This is a genomic window from Butyricimonas faecalis (assembly GCF_003991565.1).
Lineage (GTDB): Bacteria > Bacteroidota > Bacteroidia > Bacteroidales > Marinifilaceae > Butyricimonas > Butyricimonas faecalis.
In genome coordinates, this window is sequence record NZ_CP032819.1 from 3,427,573 (window position 1) to 3,449,150 (window position 21,578).

The following is a 21,578-nucleotide window of genomic DNA, read 5'->3' on the forward strand; positions in this document are numbered from 1 at the left end:
ATTGCGATTTTGTTTTGGATAACTTTCATGTTTTGTTAGTAAAAACATTTTTCCAAGAAATTTTTTTTCTTTAGTTTTGTCCTTAATGAATTGGCCATAAAAATACTATTTATATAATACGCTAATGGAACAAACTACGAAGAAAGTGGAAAAACAAAAAGAAACTGTGGAAGAAAGGAAAGTCTACACGCAAGAGGAGGCTTATAGCAGTTCCTTGAATTATTTCAAGGGGGATGAACTGGCTGCCCGTGTTTGGGTGAGCAAATACGCTTTAAAAGATTCCTACGGGAATATTTTCGAGTTGAACCCGGATGACATGCATCATCGTTTAGCTTCAGAAATCGCTCGGATCGAGAGAAACTACCCGAACCCGATGACGGAAGAACAGATTTTCGAGGTGTTGCGTGATTTTAAATATATTGTTCCGCAAGGAGGTCCGATGACGGGTATCGGTAACGATTATCAAATTGCATCCCTTTCTAATTGTTTCGTGATAGGACATGATGGTCCTTCCGATTCCTATGGCGGGGTGATGAAAATTGACCAGGAACAGGTACAACTGATGAAACGGAGAGGAGGCGTCGGACACGATTTGTCGCATATCCGCCCGAAAGGATCTCCGGTTAAGAATTCAGCCTTGACATCCACGGGAATTGTTCCTTTCATGGAGCGTTATTCAAATTCAACCCGGGAGGTGGCACAAGACGGTCGTCGGGGAGCGTTGATGTTGAGCGTTTCCATCAATCACCCGGATTCGGAGAGTTTCATTGACGCGAAAATGACCGAGGGGAAAGTAACCGGAGCTAATATTTCGGTGAAAATTGACGACGAGTTCATGAAAGCGGTTATCGAGGAGCGTGATTATATTCAAAAATACCCGGTATATTCTGACGAGCCGAAGAACGTGAAACAGATCAGTGCGGTAAAATTGTGGAATAAGATTGTTTACAACGCGTGGAAATCTGCCGAACCGGGCATCTTGTTCTGGGATACGATCATTCGGGAGAGCGTGCCCGACTGCTACGCCGACTTGGGTTACAGAACGGTTTCCACGAACCCTTGTGGCGAGATACCGTTGTGCCCGTACGACTCGTGTCGTTTGTTGGCAATCAACTTGTACTCTTACGTGGTAAATCCTTTCGAGAAAAACGCGTATTTCGACTACGAGCTGTTTAAGAAACATGTGGCTATCGCCCAACGCCTGATGGATGATATCATTGACTTGGAATTGGAGAAAATCGATGCCATTCTCGCGAAGATCGAGTCGGATCCGGAAGATAACGAGGTGAAAGGCGTTGAGATTCGTTTGTGGGAGAAAATCAAGGCAAAAGCCAGAGAAGGGCGTCGTACCGGGGTCGGTATCACGGCTGAAGGTGATATGTTGGCAGCTCTCGGGTTGCGTTACGGTAGTGATGAGGCGATTGATTTCTCCGTGGATATTCATAAACAATTGGCTATTGCCGCTTATGGTTCGTCTGTCGAGTTGGCCAAGGAACGCGGTGCGTTCAAGATTTTTGATGCCGAGCGAGAAAAAAACAACCCGTTTATTGCTCGTTTAAGAGAGGCTGCCCCGGAAATGTATCAGGAGATGGTAAAATACGGTCGTCGTAACATTGCTTGCCTGACGATTGCCCCGACGGGAACAACCAGTTTGATGACGCAAACGACTTCCGGTATAGAACCCGTATTCTTGCCGGTTTACAAGAGAAGAAGAAAAGTGAACCCGAACGACAAGAACGTGCATGTTGATTTCACGGATGAGATGGGGGATGCTTACGAGGAGTTTGTCGTGTTCCATCATAAATTTGCCGTCTGGATGGAGAAAAACGGGTATGATATTCATAAACGCTACACGAACGAGGAGATCGATGAAATGGTGGCAAAGTCACCTTATTATAAGGCAACGTCTAATGATATTGACTGGGTTGCTAAAGTGCGTATGCAGGGCCGTGTACAAAAATGGGTGGATCACTCCATCAGCGTTACCGTGAATTTACCCGCGGATGTTTCGGAAGAGCTGGTCGGTCAACTTTATATCGAGGCTTGGAAGAGTGGATGTAAAGGATGTACGGTGTATCGTGACGGTTCCCGTTCCGGAGTTTTGGTTTCCAATAAAGATAAAAAGCCGGAAGGAGGAGCGATGCCAGCCAAGCGTCCGAAAGAATTGGATGCAGAGATCGTGCGTTTCCAGAATAATAAAGAGAAGTGGATTGCCTTCATCGGTTTGTATGGCGGACGTCCTTACGAGATCTTTACCGGTATCGCCGATGATGAAGAGGGAATCATGTTGCCGAAAGCCGTGACCAACGGTAAGATTGTGAAGAACACGGATGAAGAAGGGAATAGCCGTTACGACTTCCAATTTTCGAATAAGAGAGGTTTCAAGACAACGGTGGAAGGATTGTCATACAAGTTCAATAAAGAGTATTGGAACTATGCTAAATTAATTTCCGGTGTCTTGCGTTATGGAATGCCGATCAATCAAATCGTGGATTTGGTTGCCGCGATGGAATTCGATAATGAGAACATCAACACTTGGAAGAATGGTGTGGAAAGAGCGCTACGGAAATTTATCCCGGACGGGACGGAAGCAACCGGTTCTGTTTGCGAAAATTGTGGTTCTAAATCTGTTATTTATCAAGAGGGGTGTTTGATCTGCAAGGTTTGCGGTTCTTCTAAATGCGGTTGATGATTATATAGACTTTCAAGTTATAAATAAAAGAGGGTATCTGAAAAAGTCCTATTTGGCGTTCTCCAAATAGGACTTTTTCAGATACCCTCTTTTGTATTGGAATGGATCAAAAATAAACCATGTGGATTAATAAAGCGAAACAGCTTGATGTTAAAATTAACAATTATTTTTCTCGTTAAAAAAATATCAATAATCGTTCATATATTGATTGCAAATGTACGACTTTTTATGAAACATGAAAGATTTGGTCAAAAAAAATTTCATATTTTATTTACATTTTGTTTGATATACGCGTAAAACGACATAAATCGTCTGTTTTTGAGGTGGTATGTGCGTATTTCGACACAGGTGTTACGAGTAATGTTTTAAAAAGAGTTCAATATAATCCAATTGGGAACAATACACATTTAATACGTTTGTGGCGATATCATTAATATGTGAAAGAATCATTTAATCCTTATGTTATTGGATATCCCCAAAATCTTATTCTTTTAGGTAGTTATATACGATTTTGTTGTAAGATGTAAACTCCTGTATGCAAGAAGGTACATTTACCATTCGTAATCCAATGGATAAGGGATTTATTTCTAAGACAAGCACTAATTCATTTCGCCACGGAGACGTGTCAGGGACGTTCACGAACGTCTTTGTAACGTCTTTGATTCGTCCTTGATACGTCTTTAATCCCTAAGAACATCGAATATGCCACGGAAGATAAACGTGTATTCCCTAGGAAAAGTTTACTTCGTTTTCCGTTGTAAAGTGGTATGTAAGTATCTTCTTTTTTTCTTTGCAAAGTTTGTGATTTTTATTGATGTAGTTTATCATAATTATTAAGTATTTGATATTTATGTACTTATTGTTGCGATAAACCTCTATTTCGATCCTTTCGAGTAAATAAAATGGCATGATAGATGACTAAATATGAGCATAAATGCATTTCAACTTGTAGATAGATACTCTTGGATGGATAATATGAGGCTGGTTATGAGGAAAGTAAAACTAAATAGCAATTATCATGATTAATCGGGTTTATGAGGCGTAACACTCTACTGTTCAATGGTTTGTGAATATCATTAAACGAACGTTTATTGATAGTACGAGATGTTAAAAATTTAGACGCAATATTATGCAAAAAATTACAAATATACACATTTAAGTTAAACGAACATTTTAGTGGAAAAAGTTACACTTTAGGGTGACTTGATATTTTTTAATTACCAATATAATTTATTTAAAGTATGAACAAGAAACGGAATTTTGCAAAAATGGCACTTTTGGGTGTTTTGCTTTGTGGTCTTGCAAGTCCTACATTCGTCGGTTGTAAGGATTACGATGACGATATAGAGAATCTCGAGACAAAAGTTGAAGAAATTGCAAATAGCTTAAAAGATTTGCAAGCTAAAGTTGGCGATGGAATCGTGAAGTCTGTTACTTATGATGAGGCAACAGGCAGATTGACAGTGGTTAGTACTAGTGGCACGGTAACTTATTCAACTCATCAAACTATCCCGACTTATAGTGTGGAGTTGAGAAACAATGAGTTGTTTGTGAATAACGAGTCCAAGGGAAAAGTTAGTATCGATGTGCCTAAAGTTGAGGTAATAGACGGGAAGCTTTATATTGATGAAATTGCACAAGATTTAAACATCGGGACTTCTACGAAAGTTGAGGTAAAAGATGATGGAATTCTCTATATTGATGATGAGCCGACCAATCTTATTGTACGTCCTGAAGTGAAAGTAGAAGGAGGTAAATTGTGGATTGGGACGCAATCTTATGATTTAGGTTTACCGAATGATGCTATTGCTTTTGTTAAAAATGACAAGGGTGTAATAACCGGTGTCACGATTACATTAGGGGATGAATCTGCTTCTTTTAAAGTTCAAGAGGCTACTTATGTAACTTCATTGACCTATATCCCGACGAATTATGATCCGGTCGTAGATAACGTGGCTTTCTTGCCTGTCGTTGTTACAGATGGAGATTCTGAGGAAGCTAGAGTTTATGAATATAACTTAGCCAATAAAAAATTGTGGTCTAACATGGCTTATGGCTGGGTTAAAATGCAATATCACGTGAATCCGGATGGCGTTCCATTCGAAAATTTTGAAGTTGTAGGACTGAAACGTCAGGATGTAACCGTTCTGTCACGTGCTGTAACCCCAACTCTGGATGAAGTAACGGAAAAGGATTATGTTCAGGGAATCCTTACAATTCGTGCAAATGCTCAAGATTTTGCTATTGCAAATAATACAGATGGTTATGATGATCCTAGTGTTGAGAATCCGAGAGAAGAAGATGATGCTCTAGCCACTGTGAATCAAGTTGCTCTTCAATTAAAAAATACCAAAGAGAATAATGGTATTGTTACTTCCGATTATGTTTCTGTAAAACGTATGGTACTTTTGCAAGAAAATATTCTTATTGGTTTGAATAAAGATGCAGATCAAAAAAAATTGGTGCGTGGTGAATTTAATGATTTGGCCCAGTTGTACAAAATGGCTGAAGTTGATAAAGATGCTTATGTGGCTAATATTCCAGTACATTTGAACGTGCAGTTCCAATCGGGAATCGATTTGAAGCCTTTGATTGAAGGATACACGAATTTTACTTATACAAACACGGGTGTTGATTTGAAATTTAACCAAGAACTTTTGACTACTTTCGGTTTCGAACCTACTTATACTTATACGGTTGAGTCTTATGACTTGGCAGAAGTAGATCAAACGAAATATATCGATTCGGAATCTTTGAAAAATGGTGTGATTAAATTTGATCAAGCAAACACGGCTGCCATTGGTAGAAATCCGGTTATTCGGGTGAACATGAGTTTGGATGGTGGTAAAACAATCATCATGACCAAATTGTTAAAAATCAATGTGCTTAAGGAGCTTCAAACGGACGAAACGTTCATTATTGATGATCTTGAAAATTTCACGGCATCTTGTAAAAATATTGAACAATATATTGATTTCGATCAGATATTCAATCACTGTCTGTATAGCAAAGATCAATTCGTGGAAGCTTATAGAGGAAACGATAAGTGGAGTTTATTCAAATTCAACGAGAAAACTAGTAAATGGGATAATATTACCACGTTAGTTGATGCAGATAATTCGTTTGTTGTATTGGGTGCAGAGGATCATAGTACTATACTTGGTACTGCATTGGATCGAAATAATAGAGCTACCATTCAAATGGCTAACACTATGAAAGAAGGTAGATACAAACTCCAATTGTATTTCGAAGCAAATAATACTTCTGTTGTTTACAAAACATTGACTGTGGAAGACGAATTTATTATTTCTCAGCCGACAGTGTATGCAAATATAAATAGGACTTATTGGATCAATAACAACGCACAATTTAATGTTCAAGCTCCGAATACGGGTTATACCCCTGATGAGTGTATCTTTGACAAGAATTTGAATGAATTCTTTGTAACAGATGCTAGTAATGGTAAAGCGGTATTGAATTATACTCCGGAGAGAGCAGATTATACATGTGCTACAGCTAAATTTATCTTCTCTACTGATGCTTCAGATAAAGCTACAGTTGTTGATGGTAATGGTAAGAAAGCAACAGTTATTGTTACCAACGATCAGATTACGAAGGGTGGAGAGGTTATTGCCACGATCGTGGACGATCGTATCGTTTTGACTCCTTCTTTGGCAACTCAAGAATTGTTGAACACGGGTAAATTTACGATCAATAATGTTTACTTGGTAGTTACTTTACCGAACGGCGAACTTATTGCAAAAGACTTTAATATCGATATCGTAAGACCGTTGAATATTAACCCGCTTGCATCGAAGGCATTTACGGATGCTCAAGATCTAGGAGATGAAATCGATTTAGATGAGATCCTTAGCATGTACGATTGGAGAGGAGCATCTTATGTTGTAACCTTCCCGGGAGATGGGGTAACCCCAACAACTCCTGAGAATTTAGGTAAATTCTATGACGTGAAGAATATTAGTGCTGACAACTTACCATTCGTAACGACTCCGATTGAGGGTGCTACCAATGAGTATTTGTTAACAAATAAGGAGATTCTCACGAACTTGGCAGATGACGGTCAAGGCAATTGGGTTCCCAATAGTAGCTTGACAGTTGACAAAGCTAGTGTAACTTTGCCTGTTGGAACTAACTTAACTCTTAAGAAGTCTGGTGATAAGTGGGTACTGAATTACAAGACGAACATGGGTACGATTATTTCTACTTACAAGATGTGGATCCCGGTTAAGGTGGCTTACAAGTGGGGATTTGTAATCGGTCAGGTAGAGGTGGAAGTAAATCCTGTTAACAACTAATATAACTGTACGAAGTAGAGTATGGAGTACAGATTACAATAAAATAGTGAACTCTTTCATGTTCATTATTGTTTGCAACCAGGAGAAGAAGGGGGTGTCTAGTTCTAGGCACCCCTGCTTTAATCAGGTAATTTTAATAGAAAGATAGCGTATGAGAAAAATAGTATTGTCTTGTTGTCTATTGATGTTGACCTCGTTTTTGACGGCGCAGCAGCAAAAGAAAGAGATTTATAATGATTTCTCCCGTTGGAGCTTGGGGGTGAACGGGGGTATTTCCATTTTTCGTGGAGATATGGTTTCCTTCTCCGCTGATAAAACTTACATCGGGGGACAAGGAGGTTTGCAACTCGGTTACCAGTTTACCCCGACTTTCGGTTTGTCATTGACGGCCGACATGGGGCAGGGGAAAGGGAGTGCCAAGGAGTGGGAGAAAGAGTTCAGGATTTACCCGAACGGGGAGTCTTATTATGGCACGAAGCCCGAGGCGGGTTTTGCTTACTACAACGACCTTTACGCGAAGGTGAAATATTTCACGCTAGGGTTACACGGGGATTTTAACGTGAATAACTTTTTCGGGACGAAAGAGATGCGTCGTTGGACGGTGGTGTTGAGCCCGGCAGTTTACTTGCAAAAGTTCTCGCCGAAGCTTTACGTGAAAGAGGATGACAAGCGGTTTGATACTTCTTCCACGCTGGATAACGACGTGAATCTGGGGCTGGGAGGAGACTTGGCTTTGCGCTATCGTGCCGGAAAGTATATCGATTTGCAATTGAAATCCGGTGTGGCGTGGATATCGAACAATAACTTTGACGGTGTGGCGACTTGTTGCACGACCAAGTACAACTGGTTGGCGAATCTTTCGGTCGGGGTGGTGTGGAAGATCGGTAACAACAAGAAGCGTGAGAATTTGATGTACGCTGCCCCGGTAATACTTCCGACGAAGGAGGAGACGCGACCGGTGGTGAAGGAGGAGCAAAAACCGGTTGTCAAGAAAGAAGAGCAACCGATGGAGAACGTGGTGAGGGTGGTGGAAACCGTGGAGAAGGCTTTCCCGGTATTGCCGACGATTCATTTCAAGCGTAATTTGGCGGTTATCGACACGGTGCGTTATGCCGGAGAGCTGTCTCGTATCGTGGAAGCGTTAAAAGAGTTCTCCGGAGTGAAGGTCGACATTCGCGGTTACACGGACCACACGGGTACGGATCGTGTGAATCTGCCGCTATCCTTGAAACGTGCGGAGGCCTTGAAAGTCTACTTGATTGGCAAAGGCATTTCGACCGATCGGATGAGTACGTTCGGCGAGGGTAAGGATATGTCCGTGGATCAAAAGGACGTTTACACGGAAAAGGCTCGTAAGGTTGAAGTGAAAAAGCACTAAGACTCTCTATATTACACGGGAAAAGCCACTTTGTTATTTAAGGTGGCTTTTATCTTACGATTCCAATAATGCGAGTATTTTTTCCTGATCTTTCTGTAATTGGGCTCGTAATTCTTTGATATCATCGAATTTGCGTTCTCCCCGGATGCGAGTGATGAAATTTATCGTGATGGTTTTCCCGTACAGATCCCGGTTGAAATCGAAGATATATACCTCACAGGAAATTTGCCCGTCATTGCTGACCGTGGGACGGATTCCGATATTAAGCATCCCGTTGAAGATCTCTTGCCCGATAATTACTTTGACGGCATACACGCCTATGGCAGGTAGTAATTTCCGTTCGTCGGAAACTTGGATATTTGCTGTCGGGAAGCCGATTTGGTGGCCGAGATGATGCCCGTAAACCACTTTGCCCGTGACAGAATAAGGATACCCGAGGAAGCGATTGACCGTGGTGATATCACCCACGGTTAGGGCGTTACGGATTTTCGTGGAACTGACATTTACATCGTCCTCCTCAAAAACGACTTCCTTTTCAAGGAAAAAGCCGTATTCATTCGCTAATTCCTGTAAGTTCTCGAAATTCCCGGCTCGATCTTTCCCGAATCGATGATCGTAGCCCACGACGAGCCCTTTGATTTTTAGTTTGTCAACAAGAATCTTTTTCACGAAATCGGTATAGGATTGCTGGGCAAATTCAAGCGTGAACTTCAAGATAATCAAGTGGTCAACGCCATATTTTTCCAGAATGGAAATCTTCTCTTCCAGCGTTGTCAGGATTCCTATTTTTTGTTCCCGGGGATAAAGCACTTCTCTCGGGTGGGGTTCAAAACTGATAATGACGGATTCCCCATCAATACCGGCCGCTTTCTCTTTTAGATGTTGTATCACACAAGCATGACCTAAATGTACACCGTCAAAACTTCCAATCGTGACGACCGGACATTTGATCTCTATATTTTCAACTCCGTGGTGAACCTTCATTTCTTGTCGTTTGAATAGTTAGCGGCAAAAATAATACAAATAACTGAATTATGGGGCTAAAGAAGTCCTAATCACAGCAGATATATTTATCAACGAGCGATGGAAGGTTGAGATCATGCAAAAACCTTTCCGGCAATTTTGTTACCGGAGAGGTTTTGATTTTAGAACCGGTACTGTATCATCGTGTTGATACGACTGGCGTTGCCGTAATCTTTGTTGAAGTCATTCCGGCGGCCGAACACGTACTCTATGGCACAGGAACCGTATTCACTGAAATCCCAGAATAGGTTGGCGGCGGCATATTGCGCGTATTTGTATGATGTTGCAGGCATTCCGTAACGGTCAAGGACGCGGGCGTAGCTGTACATGATGTTTGATGTCAGGGCTTTGCACCAGTTGTGAGAAAATCCGATGTAGCCACCCCATGCACGGATTGCTTTTAATTTCCCTTCTGCCGTGGCACAGGGAACGAGGTCAAGTCCTGATCCGGAGATATCCTGTATGTAGTTGGAGATGCCTTTCCCGTACACGCCTTGGAAGCAGAGGGATGTATTTTCGGCAAATTGCCAAATACCACTCAATGAAACTCCGAAGCCGGTAACGATCCGGTCTTTTTCCTCGATGTTATCTTTATAGTACATATTTCTCAACACGGCTCCCGCTTGCAGGTGACTCCCGTTTTTGAAACTATACTTCACGTTCATCGGGATGTCCGGAATCCGTTGGTTGATGTACTTGGTAAATTCTCCTTCCGTGTAGGATGGCTCCACGTATTCCAAGGCCAAGGATGCTTCCAGGTTGTCAGTAAAATCATACGTGTAACGAATCTGTGGTTGGCGTAACGCTACTTCGCTGGAAGGGCCTTCCTCGTCTACCGTGGCCGGTCCTGCGGCAATATCGCAAAAGGTGCTCCAGGTCTTACCGATCGTGAATCCCTTGAATTTGATAAAAGCTTGTCTTAGAATCGGGGTACTCTGGTTCCCCTCGAATTCCATTTCCATGTAAGTCACCAGTCTGCCGACATCCGTATCCCCGACTAACTTGAAGAATAAACGGGATTGCCCGACTGAAATGCCGTACCTACCTCCGGGTTGATCTCCTTTGAGAGCGATGGTGTTCGTGGTAAAATAATTGTCATTGGGAACCCCGTTAAAGTCGTAAATTCCCTGTACTTGCACATATCCCCCCACGCCGAAAACGAAGTTTTTATTCTTGTTGAAAAACACGAATCTTGGGGATGCCGGGTCGTTGAATGATAACGGGAAAGCCTCTTTCATCATTTTGTAAAGGTTATCCGCGTCATTTTTTTCTGAAACGGAAGTCACGTTGACTTGCGCTCGTACCCCCGTGTAGAATCCACAAGAGATGGCGATCAACAATAGCAATGTCAATTTTCTCATAGCGTTACGAATTAATTGGTTAATTTAGTAACACTATATACGGGGAAGGGGAGTAAAAGTTGAGGATATGGCGAATTTTATGATGATGAGGGTGCATCCCCCCTGCATCATCATAAAATCTACCGAATCATTATATTTTGACTTCTTTCAGAATTTCCCGAAGATCTGTCTTTTTTCTCAAAATATCATGTAATTGGTCGATGGCCACGCGTTCCTGTTCCATGGTATCCCGGTAACGGATGGTGACGGCGTTATCTTCCAGCGTCTGGTGGTCGATGGTGATACAAAACGGGGTTCCGATTGCATCCTGACGACGATAGCGTTTGCCGATGGAGTCTTTCTCGTCGTATTGGCATCTGAAGTCCAGTCTCAACAATTTCATGATCTCTTCTGCCTTTTCGGGTAGCCCGTCTTTCTTCACGAGCGGCATCACGGCCAGCTTGATCGGGGCTAGGGCAGGGGGTAATTTCAATACAACCCGCGAGTCTTTAGATCCGTCCTCTTTCACGATCTCTTCTTCCGTGTAAGCGGCAGAAAGAATTTGCAGGAACATCCGGTCCACACCGATGGATGTTTCAATCACGTAAGGTACGTATGATTCGTTTAACTCCGGATCGAAGTACTGTATTTTTTTTCCGGAGAACTCTTGGTGACGTTTCAAATCAAAGTCCGTGCGGGAATGGATACCTTCCACTTCTTTGAATCCGAATGGGAAACGGAACTCGATGTCCGTGGCTGCATTCGCGTAATGCGCCAACTTCTCGTGATCGTGGAACCGGTATTTTTCCGGTCCGAATCCCAACGCTTGATGCCAACTCATACGGGTTTCCTTCCATTTCTTGAACCAGTCGAGTTCACTGCCGGGGCGTACGAAAAATTGCATTTCCATTTGCTCGAATTCACGCATCCGGAAGATAAATTGGCGTGCGACGATCTCGTTGCGGAAAGCTTTACCGATCTGGGCGATACCGAAAGGAATCTTCATACGTCCGGATTTCTGTACATTCAAGAAGTTCACGAAAATACCTTGAGCCGTTTCGGGACGCAGGTATATCTTGCTGGCGCCTTCGGCCGTAGATCCCATTTCCGTGGAGAACATCAGGTTGAATTGACGTACTTCCGTCCAATTGCAAGTTCCGGATATCGGGCAAACAATCTTGTTGTCAATAATAATCTGACGAAGTTCAACCAGATCATTGTCATTTAACGCCTTAGCCATTCTGGCTGTCAACTCTTCCTTTTTCCGGATATTTTCCAGCACTTGCGGGTTCGTCTGGCGGTATAATGTTTCGTCAAACTTTTCCCCGAATCTCTTTTTTGCCTTGGCTACGTCTTTTTCGATCTTGTCGTCATATTTGGCAATATGCTCCTCGATCAGTACGTCTGCCCGGTATCTCTTTTTTGAATCCTTATTATCAATCAACGGGTCATTGAACGCGTCCACGTGTCCGGAAGCCTTCCAGATTGTAGGGTGCATGAAAATGGCAGAATCCAGTCCCACCACGTTCTCGTGTAGCAGTACCATGGAATCCCACCAGTATTTTTTAATATTATTTTTCAATTCAACACCGTATTGTCCGTAATCGTACACCGCTGCCAACCCGTCATATATTTCTGATGACTGGAACACGTACCCGTATTCTTTACAGTGTGCCACCAGCTTTTTAAAAATATCTTCTTGTGCCATTTTTATTTAGATTTATGATTTTAAATTTTAGATTCTGCTACGTTGGATTTAATCGTAAATTTGAAATCTAAAATTGTAAATTAATTGTCTGTTCCAATTTCCTTGATTGCTTCGGTTACGTTAATCGCGTAGTCCCCGATCTTCTCGCATTCGAAGAAAATATCACTGTATATAATGCCCGTGGCATAATCATATTTCTTTTCTTCGATCGCGGTCAGATGTTCCTGTTGCAGGATTGTCCGGTAGTCGTTGATCGTTTGTTCCACTTCGTAAGCTTTCTTTGCTTTTACCTCCTTGTATTCAATCGAGAGGTTGGTACACATGACTACGAGGGACTCGTCCACGATAGCCATCATGTGGTGTAATTTCTCGTCGATGAACTCGGGGAATTCCACATTTTGTTCATTTCGGCGTCCGATCGCTTTGGCTACGTTCAATGACGAGTCGGCGATACTTTCGATTTCCGACACGATCTTGAACATGGCTCTAACCCGTTGCGAATTCTCCGTGGATAATTTGGACTCCGATACTTTCGTCAGATAATCTGCAATCTCGACTTCCACCACGTCACTCTCGTCTTCCAGCTTGTCGATTTTATTGAATTTCTTTTCGAAATCCTTCGTGGGAGTGTGCAGGCATTCCACCACTTGTCGATACATATCCAGCGTGTTCTTCGCGTAGTGAGAAATCTCTTGTTTGGCTTGGAACAGGGAGGCGTCCGGGGTGGATAATAATCCGATTTTGATATGCTTCAAGGTGAAGGCATCGTCTGCCGATTCTTTTGATTTGATGATGCGGGTGACGAGTTTAGCGATCACTTTGATAAACCAGATCAGTATAAGTACGTTAGCCACATTAAAACAGGTGTGGAACAACGATAGTGCCACCGGAACCGATCCCACGTTGTTAAATGGATCCCCGATTCCCAGGTAAATACTTAATCGGGCAACCCAGCCTAAAAATAACGGGAATATGGCCAGTACCCACATGACCCCGAAGAGGTTGAACAGGAAATGAGCGAACGCGGCTCTTTTGGCTGTCGTGTTGGCAACCATGGCGGCAAGGTTTGCCGTGATCGTGGTTCCGACGTTTTCTCCTAAAACCATGGAAGCAGCGATGTCGTACCCGATCCAGCCGTTAGCACACATGACCAAAGTCAGTGCCATCGTGGCAGATGATGATTGTATCAAGATGGTCAGCACCGTTCCGATAATCATGAACAAGATGTAAGAACCATAACCTAAATCCGTGTAATTATGTAGAAAATTCAGAATCTCGGGATTTTCATGAATGTTCGGCATGTTTTCCTGCAGGAAGTTCAAGCCAATGAATAGAAGTCCGAAACCGATAATCAATTCCCCCCAGCTCTTGCGTATCCGTTTGGCCGAGAAAAGCAGGGGCAGACTCAACCCGATCAAGGGGAGAGAAAGACTCACCATGCTGATCTTGAATCCCAAGATGGAGATGAGCCATGCCGTGAACGTGGTTCCCACGTTGGCACCCATGATGACCCCGATAGAACCGACGAGGTCGAGTAAGCCGGCATTAACAAAACTGACAACCATTACGGTAGTGGCTGAAGAACTCTGGATGATGGTGGTGATTAACAAACCTGTGATCACACCTTTCACGCGATTGGATGTCATTGCGGCGAGGATGGTCCTCATTTTATTACCCGCTACCTTTTGCAAGGCTTCACTCATCATCTTCATACCGAAGAGGAACACACCCAATGATCCGATCAACTGCAAGAAATCGAGAATCGTGTAATTCATAAAATCATGTTATTGTAATAAATTGAATTTGCGGTCGTAAAGGTATATAAAGTAAATAAAAAAAAGCCCCGGAAAGGGGCTTTTTTTATCTAAATTCCTCGATGATTACATCATTCCCGGCATTCCGCCACCCATCGGCGGCATCGCAGGTGCAGGATTTTCTTGTTTTTCTTCTACCAACACGCATTCGGTGGTCAAGAACATTCCGGCGATAGAAGCGGCGTTCTCCAAAGCAACTCTCGCAACTTTCTTCGGATCGATAACTCCCGTCTTCATCAAGTGTTCGTAAACACCCGTACGAGCGTTATAACCGAAGTCTTTCTTACCTTCTCTTACTTTGTTTACAACCACGGCACCCTCTACTCCGGCGTTAGCGGCAATTTGACGAAGCGGCTCTTCGATAGCGCGTTTGATGATTTCGATACCGGTGGTCTCGTCTTCGTTCTCGCCTTTCAATTTTTCAAGGCTTTCGATAGCACGGATGTAAGCTACACCACCTCCGGGAACGATACCTTCCTCGATAGCGGCACGGGTTGCACTCAACGCGTCATCGATACGGTCTTTCTTCTCTTTCATTTCGATTTCAGAAGCGGCACCCACGTAAAGTACGGCAACTCCTCCGGCTAATTTAGCCAGTCTTTCCTGTAATTTCTCTTTATCGTAGTCGGAAGTAGAATGTTCGATCAATTTCTTGATTTGATTTACACGTTCCGCGATAGCTTCTTTTGAACCGCAACCGTTCACGATCGTGGTATTTTCTTTGTCGATGGTAACTTTGTCAGCACATCCCAACATGTCGATCGTGGCCGTTTCCAATTTCAAACCTTTCTCTTCAGAGATCACGACACCACCTGTCAATATGGCAATGTCTTCCAGCATTTCTTTTCTACGGTCTCCGAATCCGGGAGCTTTTACGGCTGCAATCTTCAACGAACCTCTCAAACGGTTTACTACTAGAGTAGCCAAAGCTTCGCTTTCAACGTCTTCTGCGATGATCACCAAAGAACGTCCGGCTTGAGCAACCGGTTCCAAAAGCGGAAGAAGTTCTTTCATCGTGGAAACTTTCTTGTCATAAAGCAAAATGTACGGTTTCTCGAATTCTGCGTTCATTTTCTCCGTATCAGTTACGAAATAAGGAGAAATATAACCGCGGTCAAATTGCATACCTTCAACTACTTTCACTTCAGTCTCGGTTCCTTTGGCTTCTTCTACCGTGATCACACCTTCTTTGGTCACTTTTTCCATGGCCTCTGCGATCAATGAACCGATGTTGTCATCTCCATTGGCAGAAATACGGGCAACTTGACGGATTTTGTCATAGTTTTCCCCAACGGCTTCTTTTTGTGCTTCCAAGCTTTTTACAACTTCAGCAACAGCCTTGTCGATACCTCTCTTCAAATCCATCGGGTTTGCTCCGGCAGTTACGTTTTTCAAGCCCACGTTGATAATGGATTGAGCCAAGATCGTTGCTGTTGTGGTTCCATCTCCGGCGTCATCACCTGTTTTAGATGCCACTTCTTTTACCATTTGTGCACCGATGTTTGCATACGGATCAGAAAGTTCGATCTCTTTTGCCACGGAAACACCGTCTTTAGTAATGTGCGGGGCACCGAATTTTTTCTCGATTACCACGTTACGTCCTTTGGGGCCAAGCGTTACTTTCACCGCGTTAGCCAATTCGTCAACACCCTTTTTCAATAAATCGCGGGCTTCAACATTAAATTTTATCTCTTTTGCCATAACCGTTTTCTAATTTTAAATTTTTAATTTTAGATTGAAAATGGGATCACTTGAAATTCGTTTTCCATTTTCCATTCTCAATGATTAAAGAACCACCAGAATGTCTGATTGATTCATCACCAGGTACTTCTTGTCGTCGATATGAACTTCAGTTCCTGAATATTTACCGAATAAAACAGAGTCACCTACTTTGATTTCCATCGGTTCGTCGTGTTTGCCTTTCCCGGTTGCTACTACGATACCTTTTTGTGGTTTCTCTTTTGCAGAATCAGGGATAATGATTCCTGATGCAGTTTTAGTTTCTGCCTCTACCGGCTCTACAATGATTTTGTTAAGAACTGTCTTAAGTGCCATAATTCTTAATATTTAAAAGTTTATTATTAATTAAATTCTTTTTTCAATTCAAAATTACGCTTAGAGAAGAGCATAATTCGTGCCAAACAAAAAAATGTCAGTATGACTGACATACTGACATTTTTTTGTGCCGATTCTGAGAATCGTTATTCTTATTCTTGTGAAGTCGTGTTATTCTCTTCACCTGTTGTAGTGGTCGTGTTGTTGTTATTCATCGTCCCGAAATCAGGAATGGCCTGTGTTCCCGGAACTGCAGTATTGATTTGCTCTTGAATAGCAGATTTTTGTCCGGCTTGTTCACCTCTGGGGAGTACCATGGCAGATACAATACATAAAACAAGCATTGCCCCAGCTAATGTCCATGTCGCTTTTTCCAAGAAGTCGGTTGTCTTTCTTACACCCATGATTTGGTTTGAAGAAGCAAAGGAAGAAGATAAACCACCACCTTTTGAGTTTTGCACCAATACGATCAATATAAGTAAAGCGCAAACAATAAAGATCAAAATAGAAACAGCTATGTACATAATTAGTTCTTATTATTATTAATTTTCTCTTTTATTTTTTCAATCTGAACCGCAAAGTAAACACTTTTTTCCGGATATTTCAAACTTAATTTTAGATAAGTTGCAATGGCTTTGTCATATAGTTGCTGACGAACGTATATTTTTGCCAGAGTTTCCGAGAAAAATTCGGGTTTCTCATTCGCGGCAGCCTCTGTGATTATGGGTGTGACCATGTTTTCCTCCGTGATCTTGGGCATGGAGGGCTCTTCTTGGATAAATTTATCAATAAGGTTATCTTTTCGTTCCTCTTTTTGTTTCTTGCGTGACAACCATTCACTCGCGATGGCATCTATCGGCAGGAATTCCTCTTCCGGGAACTCGTTTTCAAGCTGGTAGAACGTGGTCGTGGGAACGGCTTTCTTCTCCTCTTCCTTGTCTGCCAGCAATTCAATGGCAACAGGTTCCGGTTTGAATACCGGATTACCGACTTCGTCCCAATCCGATAATAGATTATTCAGGAAACGATAAAATTGTTTGTGATCGGGAATGTAAATCGTATTATGCTTCAATTTTTCGGGATAAGCCGAGTGTCCCGAATCGTGTAGCATTTTCAGATACACGATTCGAATCGTGGCGAAGTAAGGGAATTGTTCCATGAGAAGCTCCATGTTCCGGATGTCCTCTCCCTCTTTTCGTCCCGAACGTATAATATCAATTAATTCTTCCGCTTTCAACGTTTACCAATTTGTTAAGGCTTTGTTATAAATATCTTCAATAATTTTCTCCGTGATTTTCTTTATCAAGTCCGGTTCAATGGCTTCGTAATTTTCATCGATCCCGTAGTCTTCATAATGCGAGAATGACGTGTCGAAGTCCGATTTGCCCGATTCATCTTTCGTGTTCGTGTATTTCACCCGGATCGAGATCGTCAACCGGTTCTTGGCTGCGATTTCATCAGCCGTGATGTCAACCGGGGTTTGGGTGAACCCGGTGATTTGTCCCTCGAAACGAATATCCCCGTCATTATCCGTCAATTCGGTCAGGTTCGTTCGAGAGCGTAGGTAGTTTTTTAGTGCTTCCGTGAAATCTGATCCTAAATTTGGGGCAAAAGCGGTTTTGTTTGAAAAGTAGTCTACTGAAAATGTTTTTTCTCCGTGTTGTAACGACACGCCCGAAAACGAGTAACTGATACTTTGTAGCTTACATCCATTAAAGGCAAGCGCCAGCAATAATACAGGTAAAATTTTTTTGATCATGTGATGTTATCTTGATATGCACACAGTTCTATTTATTCTAGACAAAGATAATTTTAATTTGCAAAAATCTTTCTCTTCATGTTTTCAAATTTCAATATCGTACTCTTTTAATTTCCGGTATAGCGTTCTCTCTGATATTCCGAGATCTTGTGCGGCTAATTTCCGCTTGCCGTGATTTTTTTCCAGGGCTTTCACGATCATCTCTTTTTCTTTCTCTTCCAGTGAAAGAGATTCCTCCACGACAGCTTCCGTGTCTTCGATATGATTGTTCTTTTCCACGGAGATGGTCTTTTGCGGGGCTTGTCCTAGGAATTCCGATTGCGGGGTTTCATACAAATTTCGGAGAACGATGGAGGTTGAAGGCTCCGGTTCGGACTTTATCGTGTGTTCTTTTTGCATGATGTCGTACACGAGATGTTTCAAATCGTTCATGTCTTTTTTCATGTCAAAAAGTATTTTGTACAGGATTTCTCGTTCCGTGGCGAAGCTATGATCGCTTTCCGGGTTAGATGTTAATGCCGGAAGCGTGTTATTTTGTGCCGGAAGATACTCTTTTAGTCTTAGGGCATCCACCGTTCTTTCCTGTTCGAGAATGGAGATTTGTTCCGTTATATTTTTTAATTCCCGCACGTTTCCCGGCCACCGGTAGTTTTCGAGTATTTGCACGGCATCCTCTGTAAGTCGAATGGGAGGCATACGATATTTTTCGGCGAAGTCAGCCGCGAACTTCCGGAACAAGAGGGATATGTCTTCTTTCCGGTCTCGTAGTGCCGGGATCGAGATAGGGATCGTGTTGATCCGGTAATAAAGATCTTCCCTGAACTTCCCATTCTTGACGGCTGTCGGTAGGTCCACGTTCGTGGCGGCAATCACCCGCACGTTCGTTTTTTGCACTTTCGACGATCCGACCCGGATAAACTCTCCGGCCTCAAGTACACGCAGCAATTTGGCTTGCGTGGACAATGGTAATTCCCCTACTTCATCCAGAAAAATCGTTCCCCCGTCACTGACCTCGAAGTACCCCTTCCGGTCGGCTAGCGCTCCAGTGAACGATCCTTTCTCGTGACCGAACAACTCGGAATCAATGGTCCCCTCCGGGATTCCCCCGCAGTTGACAGCGATATATTGTGCATGTTTACGGGTGCTGAAACTATGGATAATCCGGGGAAAAATCTCTTTCCCCACTCCACTCTCTCCCGTGATAAGCACGGTAAAATCCGTGGGTGCCACCTGTACGGCTTTTTCTATTGCCCGGTTTAGCTTGATGTCGTTCCCGATAATTTCGAAACGTTGTTTAATCGTTCTGATATCCTCCATATGATTTACAATTTATGAATTCTTTATTCTTAACCTCCGGAGTGGAGCGTGAAAAAAAATCCAACCCTCAATATCTAACTGCAAATTTAGCAGTTTTAGCTGACAAAATAGCATAATGGGGAGAATAAAATTACAAAGAGTATATGCTTGGATAGGAGAGAAAATAAATTGCTTATATTTGCGCAATAAACGAACGTTTTATGACAGAAGGGACTTCGATAGATATAAATGGTTTGATAAGAGGTAATGAAAAGTCTTTTCAAATACTTTTTATAAACTATTATTCCGTGTTGGTCTCTTTTGCAATGAAATATCTTGAAAGCCAAGATGTTGCAGAAGATATCGTGCAGGATGTCTTTGTGAAGATATGGGAAAGTCGGGAAAAGTTAGGTGAGATTGATAACTTGTCTGCTTATTTGTATCAGATGGTTCGTTTCAAGAGTTTTAATTATTTACGTGCGGAGAAAATTCGTCAAGATGCCACGAAATCTTTTGCGGAGGAATTGGACGAAATCGAGATGAATGAATATATCAAAAACGAAACATTCCGAATTGTCATGCAAACTTTAGAAGATTTGCCATCTGGAAGCAGAAATGTGTTTTCTCGGGCAATACAAGGTTATTCAGCTAAAGAGATAGCTGAAGAGTTGGGAATTGCTGTAGAGACCGTGAAAAAGCAAAAACAAATAGCTCGTAGGATACTTAAAGAGAAATTGGGAAATTTATTTACACTTTTTTTCGCTATGTGGTAAACATTTTTTTTCGCTATAGTGTTGTTAGTGTCTAGATATAAGCGGGAAATGGAGGAAAAGTGAAGTTTTTAAGAGGAGGGATACCTCTTTTTTTATTTTGAAGTGTCACCTCAATATAAATAGGCATGAAAAGTATGAGAACATATAAAGGAATTCCGACACTTTTATCAAAAGCTCTTTTAGGAACACTTTCCGGAGAGGAAGAATGCTCCTTGAAGGAATGGCGTGAGGCAAATCCGGAGAATGAACGGTTGTACGGAAGTGTGATGAACGCTGAATATATGGTTCAAAAAAGTCAAGAGATAGCAAATGTTGATATTGTGAATGGTTATATGAACGTGCTTCAGAAACGAAAGCGTAATATCAGAGTACGAAGAATTCGTCGAGTCGTAAGTATTGCGGCAGGAGTTGTTCTTCCGTTATTGGCAGCGGTTTTGTGGTATGGAACAAGAGAAAAAATGGAGAATGTACAGGAACAGGTGACAAGCGTTATTCGGCATGGAGAGGTGAAAGCGGAGTTGCTATTGGCGGATGGAACAACACGGATTTTGAGTTCGGAAGTGACCGATTCGTTATTTAGACAACAAGGGGCAAATATTGTCGTGCAAAATCAAGGAGTAAGTTACCAAGGGGATTCTTCTGTTGTGGAAGAATGCTACAACACGTTGCGAGTCCCGCGAGGGGGAGAGTATTCAATCACGTTGAGTGATGGAAGTATCGTGTATCTGAATTCAGAGTCCGAGCTTCGTTATCCTGTGAAATTTGTGGGGGAAGATCGTCGGGTTTATTTGTCCGGAGAGGCTTATTTTGATGTGAGTAAGGATAAAGAACATCCATTTAGCGTGGACGTGAACGGGTCGGTCGTGAAAGTGTTGGGTACGAGTTTCAACGTGCGGGCTTATGCGGATGAGAATGAAATCTTGACGACCTTGGTGCAGGGATCTGTCAGGTTTTCTGCTGGGAAAGAATCTGTCGTTTTGAAGCCGGGTGAACAAGCTGTATTGAATAAGTCAGGACGAGTGGTAATCAAAGAGGTGGATACTTATTTGTACACGGCTTGGAAAAATGGTGTTTTTGCATTTGAAAAACAACGATTGGAAGAGATTATGAATGTAGTTGCCCGTTGGTATGATGTGAATATATTTTGGGAGAATGCCTCCCAAAAAGAGGTGACATTCACGGGAAAAATGAAACGGTATGATGATTTTTCCAAAGTGGTAGAGATGCTTGAAATGACGGGAAACACGGAATTTGTGGTTAAAGAAAATAATATCTTTATTCGAGAAAATAGAATTTTATATACCTCCTTTTTCTTTTTGATGTGTCATTGTGATGTAAACAGATGAAAAGCAGTTTTGCAAAAAGATAAATAAAAAGACAGGATATTGGCCGTATCCCGTCTTTTTCCCGGAAAAACCGGAATT

Annotated in this window: 15 protein-coding genes; 5 read left to right on the forward strand and 10 right to left on the reverse strand. The window is 42.3% G+C overall.

Annotated elements, in window-relative coordinates; translation table 11 throughout:
* Window positions 1–124: 124 nt before the first annotated feature.
* The 3 genes from D8S85_RS14530 (at window position 125) to D8S85_RS14540 (ending at window position 8,386) form a co-directional block, all read left to right on the forward strand.
* A complete protein-coding gene (locus D8S85_RS14530; protein WP_106481312.1) occupies window positions 125–2,689 on the forward strand; it encodes an adenosylcobalamin-dependent ribonucleoside-diphosphate reductase in 2,565 nt (854 codons plus the stop codon).
* 1,244 nt (window positions 2,690–3,933) lie between these two features.
* Window positions 3,934–7,008, forward strand: a complete 3,075-nt coding sequence (locus D8S85_RS14535) for a hypothetical protein (RefSeq protein WP_106481314.1) — start codon at window positions 3,934–3,936, stop codon at window positions 7,006–7,008.
* A gap of 151 nt (window positions 7,009–7,159) precedes the next feature.
* Window positions 7,160–8,386 carry an OmpA family protein gene (locus D8S85_RS14540; RefSeq protein WP_106481315.1) on the forward strand — a complete coding sequence of 409 codons (1,227 nt, stop codon included), beginning with the start codon at window positions 7,160–7,162 and terminating at the stop codon, window positions 8,384–8,386.
* Window positions 8,387–8,440: 54 nt separating this feature from the next.
* On the opposite strand, the gene D8S85_RS14545 is transcribed toward D8S85_RS14540, so the two are convergent.
* From D8S85_RS14545 to D8S85_RS14590, 10 genes are all read right to left on the reverse strand, one after another.
* On the reverse strand, window positions 8,441–9,370 hold the full coding sequence (locus D8S85_RS14545) for a bifunctional riboflavin kinase/FAD synthetase (RefSeq protein ID WP_106481316.1): 930 nt from the start codon (window positions 9,368–9,370) through the stop codon (window positions 8,441–8,443).
* 161 nt (window positions 9,371–9,531) lie between these two features.
* Window positions 9,532–10,770 carry a DcaP family trimeric outer membrane transporter gene (locus tag D8S85_RS14550; RefSeq protein ID WP_172726526.1) on the reverse strand — a complete coding sequence of 413 codons (1,239 nt, stop codon included), beginning with the start codon at window positions 10,768–10,770 and terminating at the stop codon, window positions 9,532–9,534.
* A 130-nt stretch (window positions 10,771–10,900) separates the two neighbouring features.
* On the reverse strand, window positions 10,901–12,457 hold the full coding sequence (locus tag D8S85_RS14555; RefSeq protein ID WP_106481317.1) for a glycine--tRNA ligase: 1,557 nt from the start codon (window positions 12,455–12,457) through the stop codon (window positions 10,901–10,903).
* 80 nt (window positions 12,458–12,537) lie between these two features.
* Window positions 12,538–14,232, reverse strand: coding sequence for a Na/Pi cotransporter family protein (locus D8S85_RS14560; protein ID WP_106481318.1), 1,695 nt, complete (start codon window positions 14,230–14,232; stop codon window positions 12,538–12,540).
* A gap of 105 nt (window positions 14,233–14,337) precedes the next feature.
* A complete protein-coding gene (gene groL, locus D8S85_RS14565) occupies window positions 14,338–15,972 on the reverse strand; it encodes a chaperonin GroEL (protein ID WP_106481319.1) in 1,635 nt (544 codons plus the stop codon).
* Window positions 15,973–16,056: 84 nt separating this feature from the next.
* On the reverse strand, window positions 16,057–16,326 hold the full coding sequence (locus tag D8S85_RS14570) for a co-chaperone GroES (RefSeq protein WP_106481320.1): 270 nt from the start codon (window positions 16,324–16,326) through the stop codon (window positions 16,057–16,059).
* Window positions 16,327–16,478: 152 nt separating this feature from the next.
* The gene (secG, locus tag D8S85_RS14575; RefSeq protein ID WP_106481321.1) at window positions 16,479–16,850 is read right to left on the reverse strand and encodes a preprotein translocase subunit SecG; all 372 of its coding nucleotides are present in this window, start codon (window positions 16,848–16,850) and stop codon (window positions 16,479–16,481) included.
* 2 nt (window positions 16,851–16,852) lie between these two features.
* A complete protein-coding gene (locus D8S85_RS14580; RefSeq protein WP_106481322.1) occupies window positions 16,853–17,563 on the reverse strand; it encodes a hypothetical protein in 711 nt (236 codons plus the stop codon).
* Between the two features lie 3 nt (window positions 17,564–17,566).
* Window positions 17,567–18,085 (reverse strand): LptE family protein, encoded by a 519-nt coding sequence (locus tag D8S85_RS14585; RefSeq protein ID WP_106481323.1) that lies wholly within the window; start codon window positions 18,083–18,085, stop codon window positions 17,567–17,569.
* Between the two features lie 84 nt (window positions 18,086–18,169).
* A complete protein-coding gene (locus D8S85_RS14590; RefSeq protein WP_106481324.1) occupies window positions 18,170–19,402 on the reverse strand; it encodes a sigma-54 interaction domain-containing protein in 1,233 nt (410 codons plus the stop codon).
* Window positions 19,403–19,602: 200 nt separating this feature from the next.
* On the opposite strand from D8S85_RS14590, the gene D8S85_RS14595 reads away from it, so the two are divergent.
* Together D8S85_RS14595 and D8S85_RS14600 are read left to right on the forward strand one after the other, a co-directional pair.
* The gene (locus D8S85_RS14595) at window positions 19,603–20,154 is read left to right on the forward strand and encodes an RNA polymerase sigma-70 factor (RefSeq protein ID WP_106481325.1); all 552 of its coding nucleotides are present in this window, start codon (window positions 19,603–19,605) and stop codon (window positions 20,152–20,154) included.
* Between the two features lie 134 nt (window positions 20,155–20,288).
* Window positions 20,289–21,500, forward strand: a complete 1,212-nt coding sequence (locus D8S85_RS14600) for a FecR family protein (protein ID WP_172726527.1) — start codon at window positions 20,289–20,291, stop codon at window positions 21,498–21,500.
* Window positions 21,501–21,578: the final 78 nt, after the last annotated feature.

Bases quoted from the DNA above. Each gene is read 5' to 3' on its own strand.
- D8S85_RS14530 (WP_106481312.1), top strand. From the start codon at position 125: ATGGAACAAACTACGAAGAAAGTGGAAAAACAAAAAGAAACTGTGGAA.
- D8S85_RS14535 (WP_106481314.1), top strand. From the start codon at position 3,934: ATGAACAAGAAACGGAATTTTGCAAAAATGGCACTTTTGGGTGTTTTG.
- D8S85_RS14540 (WP_106481315.1), top strand. From the start codon at position 7,160: ATGAGAAAAATAGTATTGTCTTGTTGTCTATTGATGTTGACCTCGTTT.
- D8S85_RS14545 (WP_106481316.1), bottom strand. From the start codon at position 9,370: ATGAAGGTTCACCACGGAGTTGAAAATATAGAGATCAAATGTCCGGTC.
- D8S85_RS14550 (WP_172726526.1), bottom strand. From the start codon at position 10,770: ATGAGAAAATTGACATTGCTATTGTTGATCGCCATCTCTTGTGGATTC.
- D8S85_RS14555 (WP_106481317.1), bottom strand. From the start codon at position 12,457: ATGGCACAAGAAGATATTTTTAAAAAGCTGGTGGCACACTGTAAAGAA.
- D8S85_RS14560 (WP_106481318.1), bottom strand. From the start codon at position 14,232: ATGAATTACACGATTCTCGATTTCTTGCAGTTGATCGGATCATTGGGT.
- groL (WP_106481319.1), bottom strand. From the start codon at position 15,972: ATGGCAAAAGAGATAAAATTTAATGTTGAAGCCCGCGATTTATTGAAA.
- D8S85_RS14570 (WP_106481320.1), bottom strand. From the start codon at position 16,326: ATGGCACTTAAGACAGTTCTTAACAAAATCATTGTAGAGCCGGTAGAG.
- secG (WP_106481321.1), bottom strand. From the start codon at position 16,850: ATGTACATAGCTGTTTCTATTTTGATCTTTATTGTTTGCGCTTTACTT.
- D8S85_RS14585 (WP_106481323.1), bottom strand. From the start codon at position 18,085: ATGATCAAAAAAATTTTACCTGTATTATTGCTGGCGCTTGCCTTTAAT.
- D8S85_RS14590 (WP_106481324.1), bottom strand. From the start codon at position 19,402: ATGGAGGATATCAGAACGATTAAACAACGTTTCGAAATTATCGGGAAC.
- D8S85_RS14595 (WP_106481325.1), top strand. From the start codon at position 19,603: ATGACAGAAGGGACTTCGATAGATATAAATGGTTTGATAAGAGGTAAT.
- D8S85_RS14600 (WP_172726527.1), top strand. From the start codon at position 20,289: ATGAGAACATATAAAGGAATTCCGACACTTTTATCAAAAGCTCTTTTA.